The sequence below is a fragment of the Streptomyces sp. NPDC056486 genome, assembly GCF_042795295.1.
Lineage (GTDB): Bacteria > Actinomycetota > Actinomycetes > Streptomycetales > Streptomycetaceae > Streptomyces.
In genome coordinates this window covers 13,338-26,073 of the sequence record NZ_JBHTSF010000025.1, presented here as the reverse complement: position 1 = coordinate 26,073, position 12,736 = coordinate 13,338, and the positions used below count along the sequence as shown (strand labels likewise).

The following is a 12,736-nucleotide window of genomic DNA, read 5'->3' as shown; positions in this document are numbered from 1 at the left end:
CTCAAGCCACAAGCCCCGAGCCCTCTTTTCAAGGAACGGGAGGCGGGTATCAACCCGCCCTCCCTCCCCCGGCGTTGGCACAACTGACCACTTTCCGGGTTCGACTTGCCACGCAGCGTGACGACGCTCTACCGTGCCCGATTAACGAACAAAAACAACCCCCGTCAGGTGCTAGCAACACCTGCGGGGGCCTGACCACCAAGATCGAAAGCAGCGTCGATCCGATGGCTAATACGCAGCTTAGTGCCGCCCTCCGCCCTGCGCACGCAGACCCGCACCCGATGGCCAATCCGGGTTACGGGAAACGTTCGGCGCCCGCACAACTCCCCCGCACGGCGTACGACTTCACCCACCTTCAACCCCGCGAAGCGTCCATCGCCGCATACCTCGACCGCCTCCCCGACGGCGCGGACATCTCCGTAAAGACCCTGGCCAAGCACCTCCCGTACGGCCAGTGCGCTCTCCGTACCGCCCTCAACAGGCTCCAGGCAGCAGGCCACTTGCGGCGCGGCAGCGAACACGTGCGCGGTTCCGGCAGTGCTCGCTGGGTCACGCGGACGTGGTTCTCGCGGACCGCGAGGGACAACGACTGGTGGGCGGCGTTCACGCGCGGCGACGTACCGGAGGGCGAGCCGGACAGACCCCGGCACCCCACCCGCAGCCGCGCCTTCATCCTCCTGGCAGCCCTAGGCCGGACGGCCCCCTCCCTCTCCCTCGCGTACGTGGACTGCGCTGCCCTGGAGCCCCAGGTCACCGAGTGGTTCACGCGCGGGGCGACGGAGCCGGACATCCTCCGCGCCCTCACCTCGGGGCTGCCCACCCCGGTCCACAGCCCTGCGGCCCTCGTCCGCAGCCGCCTCAAGACCAAGCTCCCTCCGGAACCAGCGCCCCGCCCCGTACTCCGCGTACTGGAGTGCGGGAGGTGCGGCGCACCCGGCCGCCCCGAAGCCCTGCCCGGCGGCACCTGCGGCCCGTGCCGGGGTGAGCCCGGCCCCGCACCCCGCGCAGCGTCGACCCTGGCACCCACAGCCGTCCGCGCCCACGCGGCGGCAGCCCGCGACGCAACCAACGCCGCACAAGAGAGAAGGCACCTCCATGGCTCCTGGCATCGATGAGCGCCCGCAGATGACCGTCGAGGACTTCGAGGAACTGGAACGCCGAGCACCCGAAACCGTGCGGCTGGAGTACGTCAACGGAAAACTAGGGGTCAAGGCGATGCCGGACGGCAACCACAGCTCGATCCTCATGTGGCTGCTGCAAGGGACGCGCCCGCACGGACGGTTCCCTCGCACCGGTAGGCCACTTCAGGGGACACGGAGAGTGGTCCGATCCCGAGGGCATCCTCATGGCCGTCGAGATCACCTCCCGCGACAAGGACACCAACCAGCGCGACCGGATCGATAAGCCGGTCGGCTACGGCGAGGCCGACATCCCCGTCTACCTCCTCATCGACCGTGACAACAACACCCTGACCGTCTTCAGCGAGCCGAAGGACGGGGTGTACCAACAGAAGCCCTCCTACCCGTACGGAGCTGTCGTCGAGCTCCCGGCCCCCGTGAACATCACCCTCGAAACCGAAAAGCTCAAGGACTACGCCGACTGACCGAATGTCCGACCGCCGTCCTCACCTGCCGAAATGCACCGCAGGGAACGCGCCTTCCGCCCTGAGGGTCCCGGAGAACGCACCGGCAAGTTCGGTGAGGCGGGCGGTGGCCGCCTCACCGAGGTGGTCGTACGGGGCCGCGTCGAGGCGGTCCGTCAGCGCCTCCGTCTCGCCGCGCAGCGCCGTGCCCGCATCCGTGAGGTCCCCCGCCCCGTCCAGCAGGCCGCGCTCGCGCAACTGGTCCCGGGCAGCGTCCCACTGCCGCTCGGACCATCCGCGGGTCCGCATGAGCAGTGCCGATGTCGCCGCCTTGCCGGTGGCGTTGTGCAGGACCAGCGCCTCGATGCCGGACAGGCCTGCGACCGCCAGGGCGGCGAGGTGACCGTCGCCCCGGTGCTCGCGCAGCAGCGTCGCGGCGTGCCACAGGGCGAGGTGCGGTTCTTCGGGTACGGGGAGGTCGACGTTGGCTGCGTACAGCGGCCGTGCCTCCCGGCGGCACGCTTCGGTGGCGTGCAGTGCGAGTTCGGCCGCCTCGGTCATCTGGGTGGATATGAGGGCCTCCGCCCCGAGCAGCCGCCGCAGCGTCCCGTCCGCGCCACGCAGCCGCGCCGCGAGCACCGCCTCCGGTGTGGTGACGGTCCACGCGGCGGGGATGTACCGCCGTACATGCTCGTGATTGAAGTTGTAGAACGTCGCTGTGACGGTGCCCGCGTCGACGGCGCCGAGCGGTGCGGCGCGGCCCGCGAGGTAGACCATGGGGCCGGGCTCAAGGCCTAGTGCCGTGAGTTCCTCCTGCGGCTCCGGCGCGAAGTACATGGCCGCGTGCAGGGGGCTGACGGCGTTGTGGCAGTGGCGGCCTGCGCTCGCCTCGATGGACGTCATGCTGTGGCTCCGGTTTCGTCGATGGGGTCATCGGTGGGGTCATCGGTGCGTTCGTCGGTGGGGTCGTGGTGGGGGCAGTCGGTCAGTCCTGCCGCGGTCTGGGTGAGGTGCCGGGTCAGGACCTCGGCGGCGGTGTCGGCGTCGCGGGCCAGCGCCGCCTCCTCAAGGCGGCGATGCTCCAGGGCGCCGTCCCGGCCGGGGTTGCGGTGCGCCGACCAGCGGCGGGCCAGCTCGCTCGCGGTCCACATCCGGTCGAAGGTCTCCAGGAGGACCGCGTTGTCGCATCCCTCAAGCAGAGTCCGGTGGAAGATCCGGTGGGCCTCGGCCCATGCGCTGCTGTAGTGCTCGCCCTCCTCCGGCACGAACGCCGGGGTGCGGGTCAGGCGGTGGTGGGCGGCTCGTACCCGGGCTTCCCAGTCGACGTCGCCGCGTTCGACGGACATCCGCAGCATGACCGGTTCGATGGTCCTGCGGGCCTCCGCGATCTCCTGCCAGCGGCGGTCGGAGAAGGCAGGGACGGCGAAGCCGCGGTTGGGCAGCCGGTCGGCGAGGCCATCGCCGACCACCCGCACCAGCGCCTCGCGCACGACGGCCAGGCTCACGCCCTGCTCTTTGGCGAGGTCCTGGGGCTTGAGGGCGTCACCGGGAGCGTGATCGCCGCGCATGATCGCGTCCCGCAGGTGTGCGTAGACCTGCTCGGAGAGCATCTGCTTCCCCGCCGACGGCGAGGTCTGGGGCAGCTGGCTCCGGCTCTGGCTCTGACTCATGCCTGCACAATAGATGATCCGACAGATAATCGATTACTTATCTCGTTGTCGATTCTCATCGTCGATCTCAGCCGCGTACGCCTCCGACGCCTTCGGGACATACTTCCCCCGCGTCAGCGGGCATCCCCTGACCGAGTCGAATGCCGCCACGCCACACCCGTAACCGGCGCTCGCACCCTCCCCCAGGCCCGGCGGCGCTCACCCCCGTACCGCACACGCGAAAGCGGCCAACACCCCGCTGTCCGAAAGGATCCCGCTCTCCTTCCGGCGGCCGACCGACGTACCGAAGATGACACCCGCACGACATCCCGCCATCGGAGCCGCACCACCGGAGGGGACCCTTCATGACCGAGTTGAACGACACCGGGCAGCCCGACGAAGAGCAGATCGCCGAGGCCTTCGGGACCGCCGCCCGCATCACCCTGGCGCCCGGCCCCAGGGAAGTTTCCGAGGCCGCGCCCGCCCCGGACCAGGAGTGGACGCTGCCGGAAGGCAGGGCCTGGGTGTATCTCGCCAACCCAAAGGACGGGCTCACCAAGCCGGTCATCATCGGGGACGGGTTCAACACCGGGCCCAGTGACCTGGACTTCTCGTGGGAGACCCTGGAGCGCGGCCCGTACCCGTTCATCAGCACGCTGCGAAAGCGCGGGTACGACGTCATCCTGCTCGGCTTCGACGAGCGCAGCGCCTCGATCCTGGACAACGCCAAGGCCGCCAAGTCGGCGATCCAGGAGGCGATCGCGCGGCGCAGCGGCAACCACCCGCTGACCGTCGGCGGCTTCAGCATGGGCGGTCTGGTCACGCGGTACGCGCTCGCCAAGATGGAGCACGACAACGACGACCACGAGACCGAGCTGTACTTCTCCTTCGACAGCCCGCACCGCGGCGCCTGGATCCCGATCGCGCTGCAGTCGTTCGCGCACTACATCCGCCGGCTCAACGCCGCCTTCTCGAACCAGATGAACAGCCCGGCCGCGCGCCAGCTCCTGTGGCAGCACATCTCCGAGTGGGGCGACACCCCCGAGACGGACAAGGAGCGCGTCGAGTTCCTCGCCGAGCTGCAGCGGGTCGGCGGCTGGCCGAACCGGCCGCGGAAGATCGGTGTCGCCAACGGCGTGCGCACCGGCGCAAGCAACGGCATCGCACCCGGCGAGCAGGCGTTCCACGGCAGGGGCCTTGCCATCACCGGCACCCACCTCTACACGCAGCGCGAGGGCGAGGACCAACTCGTCGCGCAGCTGCGGGTGGTGACCCTGCGCAGGCCGCACATCCGCACCTCGTACCTGCCCGCGATCGACGGCGCGCCCGGCGGCACCCTGGAGGGCTTCGGCATCCTCGCCGACGAGCTCGACAAGATCCCCGCCATCATCGGTCTCGGCTCCGAGGCCGAGATCCGCGAGCACTGCTTCGTCCCCACCGTCAGCGCGGTCGCCCTGCGCGACATCGACACCCACGACAAGCTGTACTCCCCGGTCACGGCCTCGGCGGCGGAGGACAGCGAGCTGGACGAATTCCTCTGCGCCTCCCAGAACGAGGGCCACACCCTGGTCACCGAGGAACTCTGCACCTGGATCATCGACCGGCTGCCGGACTGATCCCCTCCTGGGGACAGGCCGAGAGCGGGGCCCCGGTCGCGTCGGTCGCCCGGCACAGGACGAGGACGACGTCGTCCGTGAGCGGGCGGCCGGTGTGCGCGATCGCCATGGCGTACAGGGCGTCGAGCGCATCGGAGTTCGAGGGCTCGGCCATCGCCTCGGCCACGCGCGGGAGCAGGGGGAACTCGACGCCGTCGGCGTCGCGGGCCTCGCTCAGGCCGTCGGTGTAGAACAGGAGGCGCTCCCCCGGCTGGAGGTAGACCCGGTGCGGCAGCGGGGTCGTACGCATCCCCAACGGGAGCGCGGGCTCCGGGGGTTCGAGGAGTCTGATCTGCTTGCCCACCCGAAGGGGCGCCGGGTGGCCGCAGTTGACCAGGCGGACCTCACCCGGCGCGAACTCGGCGATGACGGCGGTGACGAAGTCCTCGGGCCCCAGGTCCGGGGCGATCCTGGCGTCCATGGCCGTGGCCAGGTCGGCGAGGCCGGGGGTGAGATAGGCGAGGTCGCGGAAGGCCTTCATCGTCGCCGCGGTGGTCCGCAGGGAGTCCAGGCCGTGGCCGCGTACGTCCCCGACGAAGAGCCGTGTTCCGTACGGGGTGTGGACGACGTCGTACAGGTCCCCGCAGACCGAGGCCCCCCGCATCGAGCTGTGCTGCCGGGTGCACACCTCGATCCCTCCGACCTCGACCTCCAGGGGCCGCAGCAGCGCGCTCTGCGACGCGCACGCCACCTCCGTGACCCGGGCGAGCGCCGACTCCCGCTCGGCATGCCGGGCGGCGTTGCGGACGGCCAGTGCCCCGCCCGCCACCAGGACCGCGAACTCCAGACCAAAACCCGGCGTCCCCAGCAGACGGCGCACGACCCCGATCCCTGCCGCGAGGAGCACCGTCAGGGCGACCACCACCGCGGTACGCCGCACACTCGACCAGACACTGGCCAGCAACGAGCCGATCAGCAGAACGGCGACCCCCGTCGACCAGCCTCGGACGCACGTGCAGAGCGCGGCGAGGAGGCAGCTCACCCCGAGAGCCAGCACCCACAGGCTGCTCCGGCCGCGCCATTTCCTCATGTCTGCCTCCCGGCCCCACCTGCCGACGGGCATGGCCCGGCCCCACCCCCATGTTTACGCTCCGTGACGACTGACGGTCACTATGACCCACCCGCGCCTCCTCCCAGAAGGGATTGACCGGAGTGGGCGGTAGATGACCGGGCCTGACGCGGAAATGCGGCGATACGAGCGTCTCGCCTGACGAAATGGGCATCTCGCGACATCCACGGGCCCGGGACGGTGACGGAGAGCAGACTCGCGTGGCGGAAAAAGCGGCTGCGGGGCCGGAAGGGCTTGAGCGGCCGGAGGGCCAGAGGGGGGCCGCCATGCGGGAATTTGGGCAGGGCCGACAGGTGGGCAACCTGCCGGCCGAGCCGACGAGCTTCGTCGGACGAGGGGCCGAACTGCGGGTCATAGCGGAAGCCGTGACCGACGCCCGCCTGGTGACGCTGACCGGCGTGGGCGGCGTGGGCAAGACCCGCCTCGCACAGCGCGCCGGAGCCGAACTGCGGGAGGACTTCTCCGACGGGGTGTGGCTGGTCGGCCTCGCCCAGCTGAGCGATCCGGCCCTGATGGCGCTCGCTCTGTACGAGGCCCTGCGCCTCGCCGATCAGAGCACCCGGCCCGCGATCGAGGTGGTGGCCGACTGGCTGGCCGACAAGAACCTGCTGCTGATCATGGACTGCTGCGAACATCTGGCCGCCGACTGCGCCGACTTCGTACGCATACTGCTGACCACGGCCCCGGAAGTACACGTCCTGGCCACCAGCCGCCACCCCCTGGCTCTCCGGGGCGAGCAGGCGATCATCGTGCCCCCACTGCCCGTCGACGCCCACGGCACACAACCGTCCGACGCGGCCCTGCTGTTCATGGAACGCGCGGGCGTCACCGAGAAGCACGGCACAGCGGTGGCGGAGATCTGCACACATCTGGAGGGCATCCCCCTCGCCATCGAACTGGCCGCCGCCCGCCTGCCCGAGATGGACCTGGACACACTCCGGGAGCGCCTGCACACGCGCTTCGAAACACTCGCCGCCCTCTCTCCCTCCCCCGACACCTGGTACGGCGAGAGCGACCCCCGGCACCAGACCCTGCGCACGGCCATCGGATGGAGCCATGAACTGTGCACCCCACAGGAGCGGTTGGCCTGGGCCCGCCTCTCCGTCTTCGCCGACGGCTTCGAGCAGGAGGCGGCCGAACTGGTCTGCGCCGTCGGCCCGCTCGGCAGCGGGCAGATCGGTGGGCTGCTTTCCGCGTTGGTGGACAAGTCGCTCCTGCGATCGGCGAAGACCCAGCGCGGCCTGCGGTACTCGATGCTGGACACCGTCCGTGAGTACGGCGCGGAGTGGCTGCGAAATCTCGGCGAGGAACAGCAGCTGGCGCAGCGGCACCGGGACTACTACCGCTGGCTGGCCCGCACCGGCGGCCGGAAGTGGGCCGGTCCCGACCAGGTGGCCTGGTACGAGCGGTGCACGGCTGAGCACGCCAACCTGCGCGCGGCCCTTGAGTGCTGCCTCGCCGCCTCGGACCCGCGCGACAGCCTTGAGATGACCGGCAGTCTGTGGTTCTTCTGGCTCTGCTGCGGCTTCCAGCGCGAAGGCCGCCACTACTTGGACCGTGCCCTCGCCACAGCCCCGGGGCCGGGCCCCGACCCGGAACGCTTCTGGGCCCTGTGGGCCTGCGGAGCGGTGGCCTTCATGCAGGGTGACCTCGAAGCCTCCACCCAACTGGCGGGCATATGCACTCCGTTGGCGGACCAGGTCGACGACCCGGCGGCGGTCGACGCCGCTCTCTACCTCGAAGGGGTCCAGCTGGTACTGACCGGGCAGTCGGCGGGGGCGCTCCGCCTTCTCTCGCGGACGTCCCGCTCCCCCGACTGCGGCGGCGGTTCTCCCGCCGTCAAGCTCTTCGTGCTCTCTGTCGTGACGTACGCCCAACTCCATCTGGGCGAGTTCGGGCGGGCCACCGAGAGCGCCGACACCTTGCGCGAGGAGTGCGAGCGGCACGGCGAGCAGTGGATGCGCAGTTTCGCCTTCTACCTGCTCTCCAGGGCCGCGCTGGGCAACGGCGACCCTGCCTCGGCCGTCCGGCATGCCCGCGACGCCCTGCCGATCAAATGGCGGCTCCACGACGTCTTCGGTGCCGCCCTGAGCATCGACGCGCTGACCTCGGCCATGGCCGACCCGGAGCAGACCGGGCGGCTGCTCGGCATCTCCGATGTCCTGTGGCGCTCCAGCGGTGTCGCCCGGATGGGAGATCCGGAGCTCATGGCCACCCGCAAGGCCTGCGAGCGCCGTATCCGCGACGCCATCGGCGACCCGGCGTACGAGGCCGCCTTCCGCAAGGGTCTGGAGACCGACATCGACGAGGGCATCGCCTACGCCCTGACACCCGGGGCATGGCCCTGAACAGGCCCCCGGGCAACGCCCGAGGGCGGCACCCCTTCGTGAGAAGGAGTGCCGCCCTCGGTACGTGAAGACTGGCCTACCGAGCCGAAGAGGCTCAGAAGTCCATGTCACCGCCCGGCATGCCGCCGCCGGCCGGGGCAGCGCCCGCCTTCTCCGGCTTGTCGGCGATGACGGCCTCGGTGGTGAGGAACAGCGCGGCGATCGACGCGGCGTTCTGCAGGGCAGAGCGCGTGACCTTCGCCGGGTCGAGGATGCCCTCGGCGATCATGTCGACGTACTCACCGGTCGCGGCGTTCAGGCCGTGGCCGACGGTCAGGTTGCGCACCTTCTCGACGACGACACCACCCTCGAGGCCGGCGTTGACCGCGATCTGCTTCAGCGGGGCCTCGAGGGCCAGCTTCACAGCGGCGGCACCGGTGGCCTCGTCGCCCTCGAGCTCAAGCTTCTCGAAGACAGCGGCGGCCTGGATGAGGGCCACGCCACCACCGGCGACGATGCCCTCTTCGACGGCGGCCTTCGCGTTGCGAACGGCGTCCTCGATGCGGTGCTTGCGCTCCTTGAGCTCCACCTCGGTCGCGGCACCGGCCTTGATGACCGCAACACCGCCGGCGAGCTTCGCCAGGCGCTCCTGCAGCTTCTCGCGGTCGTAGTCGCTGTCCGAGTTCTCGATCTCGGCGCGGATCTGGTTGACGCGACCCTGGACCTGGTCGCTCTCACCGGAGCCGTCGACGATCGTGGTCTCGTCCTTGGTGATGACGACCTTGCGGGCACGGCCGAGCAGGTCGAGACCGGCGTTCTCCAGCTTGAGGCCGACCTCCTCGGAGATGACGGTGCCACCGGTGAGGATGGCGATGTCGCCGAGCATGGCCTTGCGGCGGTCACCGAAGCCCGGAGCCTTGACGGCGACGGACTTGAAGGTGCCACGGATCTTGTTGACGACCAGGGTCGACAGGGCCTCGCCCTCGACGTCCTCGGCGATGATCAGCAGCGGCTTGCCGGACTGCATGACCTTCTCGAGGAGCGGAAGGAGGTCCTTCACGTTCGAGATCTTCGAGTTCACGATCAGGATGTACGGGTCGTCGAGCGACGCCTCCATACGCTCCATGTCCGTGGCGAAGTACGCCGAGATGTAGCCCTTGTCGAAGCGCATGCCCTCGGTGAGCTCAAGCTCGAGCCCGAAGGTCTGCGACTCCTCGACGGTGATGACGCCTTCCTTGCCGACCTTGTCCATCGCCTCGGCGATGAGCTCGCCGATCTGGGTGTCGGCGGCGGAGATGGAGGCCGTAGAAGCGATCTGCTCCTTGGTCTCCACGTCCTTGGCCTGCTCGAGCAGGGCGCCCGAGACGGCCTCGACGGCCTTCTCGATGCCACGCTTGAGGGCCATCGGGTTGGCACCGGCGGCTACGTTGCGCAGGCCCTCGCGGACCAGCGCCTGCGCCAGGACGGTCGCGGTCGTCGTGCCGTCACCGGCGACGTCGTCCGTCTTCTTCGCGACCTCCTTGACCAGCTCGGCGCCGATCTTCTCGTACGGGTCCTCGAGCTCGATCTCCTTGGCGATGGAAACACCATCGTTGGTGATCGTGGGGGCACCCCACTTCTTCTCGAGGACGACGTTGCGACCCTTGGGGCCCAGGGTCACCTTGACGGCGTCGGCGAGCTGGTTCATGCCGCGCTCGAGGCCGCGCCGTGCCTCCTCGTCGAACGCGATGATCTTGGCCATGTGAAGTGGTCCTCCCGGACAGGGGTGGAATGCTGCTCCGGATCGCATCGGTGCCCGCGACGGACGGCCTGCGAGCCATGTGGTTCCTTGCCCCACCCGGCTTGCGAGCCTCACCGATCCGACCCAAGTTCTGTCACTCTCACTGGGAGAGTGCTAACGCCAATGATTAGCACTCGACCCCTACGAGTGCAAGCGCCTCTTACGGATCCCAGACACATGAGGGGGCGCGCGTCCGGGGCGTACGGCGGGACGCAACGCGGCACACGCGGCGGCACACGCGGCGGGACGTGCGACGGGACGCACGAGAGGCCCGTACCCCTGTCGGGATACGAGCCTCTCGTCACTCGCTAAGTCGCTGGCCGATCGCGCCGAGATCAGACGGCGAGCTTGACCATGTCCGCCTGCGGACCCTTCTGGCCCTGCGAGATCTCGAACTCCACTCGCTGACCTTCTTCAAGGGTGCGGTAACCGTCCATCTGAATCGCGCTGTAGTGGACGAAAACATCCGCACCACCGTCGACCGCGATGAAGCCGTACCCCTTCTCCGCGTTGAACCACTTGACGGTGCCCTGAGCCATGCCTAACTCCCCTATTACTGGCCCTTGCACGGACCCGCACTTCGCGGGCCCGGGTCAGACCTCACCCCCCCAATGGGTTGTGGAGGCGTGCGCCGGAACGCGTCGACCGCCGCTGAATGTATCTGTCCAACTGCCCTCTGCAACAGGTCAATCGGACGAGAATTCTGGGCACGCGCGATCGGAAATATGCGGAGAATTTGCCGGAGTTCAGGGCAAGTCGGGCCAGACAAATGCCGCAATAGGCTCAAAAAGGCAAGGCGCTTTGGCTACTTCTTGTCGGCCCCGGGCCGACTTCGTATATGCGCACGGCACAAACAGCGAAGCTTGCTTCCCAACTGTACCGCGCTCAACCATACAGAATTGCCCCCTCCGCTTCTCTCGCGGAGGGGGCAATAGAGGTAACGCTGCGTGCTTTCGGGCGGATTCAGCAACCGCCCGCGACGGCGGGAATGATCGAGACACCGGCGCCGTCCGGCGTCGCGGTCTCAAGGCCCTGCTCGAAGCGGACGTCGTCGTCGTTCACGTACACGTTCACGAAGCGCCGCAGCTTGCCCTGATCGTCCAGGACACGGGCCGCGATACCGGCGTGCTTGGCCTCAAGATCGGCGATGACCTCGGAGAGGTTCGCGCCCTCGGCGGCGACCTCGGACTTGCCGCCGGTGTAGGTGCGAAGAATGGTGGGAATGCGAACGTTGACGCTCATGGGATTCACCTCTTGATACAGGGGGAGAAATACGCCCCTTAAGGGGCGCGGGGAACTGCGCGAGGACGGACCACGACCGCCGCCCGTCGACGGCGATCAGGCCCTACGGCGACTAGTCGGCGAGACCCGCGGCACGGAATGCATCGAGGCTGGGCTTGATCGTCGCGGTCGCCTGAGACGTTTCGGCAACAGCGTCCAGGGTCTTGAGCCCGTCACCCGTGTTCAGCACCACCGTGGTCAAGGTGGGGTCGATGAGCCCGGCCTCAAGAAGCTTCTTCGTGACACCGACCGTCACACCCCCCGCGGTCTCCGCGAAGATGCCCTCGGTCCGCGCGAGCAGCTTGATCGCGTCCACGACCTGCTCGTCGTTCACGTCCTCCACCGCACCGCCCGTGCGACGCGCGATGTCCAGGACGTACGGCCCGTCGGCGGGGTTGCCGATGGCGAGGGACTTGGCGATGGTGTCCGGCTTCTGCGGGCGCACGACGTCGTGCCCGGCCTTGAAGGCGGTCGACACCGGCGAGCAGCCCTCGGCCTGCGCACCGAAGATCTTGTACGGCTTGTCTTCCACGAGCCCCAGCTTGATGAGCTCCTTGAGACCCTTGTCGATCTTCGTGAGCTGCGAGCCCGATGCGATCGGGATGACCAGCTGGTCGGGCAGCTGCCAGCCGAGCTGCTCGCAGATCTCGTACGCGAGGGTCTTGGAGCCCTCGCCGTAGTACGGCCGCAGGTTCACGTTGACGAAGCCCCAGCCCTCGCCCAGCGGGTCGCCGATGAGCTCGGAGCAGAAGCGGTTCACGTCGTCGTAGTTGCCCTCGATACCGACGAGCTCTCCGCCGTAGACCGCGGCCATGACGACCTTGCCCTGCTCCAGGTCGTGCGGGATGAACACACAGGAGCGGAAGCCGGCGCGGGCCGCGGCGGCGCCCACAGCGCCGGCGAGGTTGCCGGTGGAGGAGCAGGAGAGGGTGGTGAAGCCGAAGGCGCGCGCCGCCTCGATGGCCTGCGCGACGACACGGTCCTTGAAGGAGTGCGTCGGGTTCCCTGAGTCGTCCTTGACGAAGAGCTTGCCCTGCTCGACGCCGAGCTCACGGGCGAGGTTGTCGGCCTTGACCAGCTGGGTCCAGCCGGGGTTGATGTTCGGCTTCTGAGCGACGTCCGCCGGGACGGGAAGCAGCGGGGCGTAGCGCCAGATGTTGGCGGGGCCGGACTCGATCTGCTTCCGGAGCGCCTCGGGGTCGCCGGTCGGCAGGTCGTACGCGACTTCGAGCGGGCCGAAACAGGCCTCGCAGGCGAAGATCGGGCCCAGGGCGTAAAGCTCACCGCACTCGCGGCACGAGAGGCCGGACGCGGGGCCGAGATCCACGGAGCCCCAGTTGGAAGCCGTGGAAGGGGTGGTTTCGTTCGTTGCGACAGTCTGCGCAGCCATGGA

Annotated in this window: 10 protein-coding genes and 1 pseudogene; 4 read left to right on the top strand and 7 right to left on the bottom strand. The window is 69.0% G+C overall.

Annotated features, from left to right (window positions below):
- The first annotated feature begins 224 nt into the window (after positions 1–224).
- Positions 225–1,115 carry a hypothetical protein gene (locus ACFQ7F_RS13300; RefSeq protein WP_383269906.1) on the top strand — a complete coding sequence of 297 codons (891 nt, stop codon included), beginning with the start codon at positions 225–227 and terminating at the stop codon, positions 1,113–1,115.
- Positions 1,096–1,603 (top strand): annotated as a pseudogene (locus ACFQ7F_RS13295) (Uma2 family endonuclease). The gene ACFQ7F_RS13300 and the pseudogene ACFQ7F_RS13295 overlap by 20 nt, the downstream one beginning before the upstream one ends.
- A gap of 21 nt (positions 1,604–1,624) precedes the next feature.
- Here the strand turns inward: ACFQ7F_RS13295 and ACFQ7F_RS13290 are convergent.
- Both ACFQ7F_RS13290 and ACFQ7F_RS13285 read right to left on the bottom strand, forming a co-directional pair.
- Complete coding sequence (locus ACFQ7F_RS13290) at positions 1,625–2,485, bottom strand: hypothetical protein (RefSeq protein ID WP_383269905.1); 861 nt, start codon at positions 2,483–2,485, stop codon at positions 1,625–1,627.
- On the bottom strand, positions 2,482–3,252 hold the full coding sequence (locus ACFQ7F_RS13285; protein ID WP_383269903.1) for a GntR family transcriptional regulator: 771 nt from the start codon (positions 3,250–3,252) through the stop codon (positions 2,482–2,484). Before ACFQ7F_RS13285 ends, ACFQ7F_RS13290 begins: the two co-directional genes overlap by 4 nt.
- Before the next feature lie 344 nt (positions 3,253–3,596).
- Here ACFQ7F_RS13285 and ACFQ7F_RS13280 point away from each other — a divergent pair, with 344 nt between their 5' ends.
- The gene (locus ACFQ7F_RS13280; RefSeq protein WP_383269901.1) at positions 3,597–4,847 is read left to right on the top strand and encodes an esterase/lipase family protein; all 1,251 of its coding nucleotides are present in this window, start codon (positions 3,597–3,599) and stop codon (positions 4,845–4,847) included.
- Here the strand turns inward: ACFQ7F_RS13280 and ACFQ7F_RS13275 are convergent.
- Positions 4,825–5,916 carry a PP2C family protein-serine/threonine phosphatase gene (locus ACFQ7F_RS13275; RefSeq protein ID WP_383269899.1) on the bottom strand — a complete coding sequence of 364 codons (1,092 nt, stop codon included), beginning with the start codon at positions 5,914–5,916 and terminating at the stop codon, positions 4,825–4,827. The genes ACFQ7F_RS13280 and ACFQ7F_RS13275 overlap by 23 nt on opposite strands.
- Before the next feature lie 305 nt (positions 5,917–6,221).
- Here ACFQ7F_RS13275 and ACFQ7F_RS13270 point away from each other — a divergent pair, with 305 nt between their 5' ends.
- Positions 6,222–8,303, top strand: coding sequence for an ATP-binding protein (locus ACFQ7F_RS13270; RefSeq protein ID WP_383269897.1), 2,082 nt, complete (start codon positions 6,222–6,224; stop codon positions 8,301–8,303).
- 94 nt (positions 8,304–8,397) lie between these two features.
- Here ACFQ7F_RS13270 and groL read toward each other — a convergent pair whose 3' ends face one another.
- From groL to thrC, 4 genes are all read right to left on the bottom strand, one after another.
- Positions 8,398–10,023, bottom strand: a complete 1,626-nt coding sequence (groL, locus tag ACFQ7F_RS13265) for a chaperonin GroEL (RefSeq protein WP_055551550.1) — start codon at positions 10,021–10,023, stop codon at positions 8,398–8,400.
- 374 nt (positions 10,024–10,397) lie between these two features.
- Positions 10,398–10,601, bottom strand: coding sequence for a cold-shock protein (locus ACFQ7F_RS13260; protein WP_005315736.1), 204 nt, complete (start codon positions 10,599–10,601; stop codon positions 10,398–10,400).
- A gap of 424 nt (positions 10,602–11,025) precedes the next feature.
- The gene (locus ACFQ7F_RS13255; protein ID WP_383269896.1) at positions 11,026–11,304 is read right to left on the bottom strand and encodes a MoaD/ThiS family protein; all 279 of its coding nucleotides are present in this window, start codon (positions 11,302–11,304) and stop codon (positions 11,026–11,028) included.
- A gap of 112 nt (positions 11,305–11,416) precedes the next feature.
- Positions 11,417–12,733 carry a threonine synthase gene (gene thrC / locus ACFQ7F_RS13250; RefSeq protein ID WP_383269895.1) on the bottom strand — a complete coding sequence of 439 codons (1,317 nt, stop codon included), beginning with the start codon at positions 12,731–12,733 and terminating at the stop codon, positions 11,417–11,419.
- Positions 12,734–12,736: the final 3 nt, after the last annotated feature.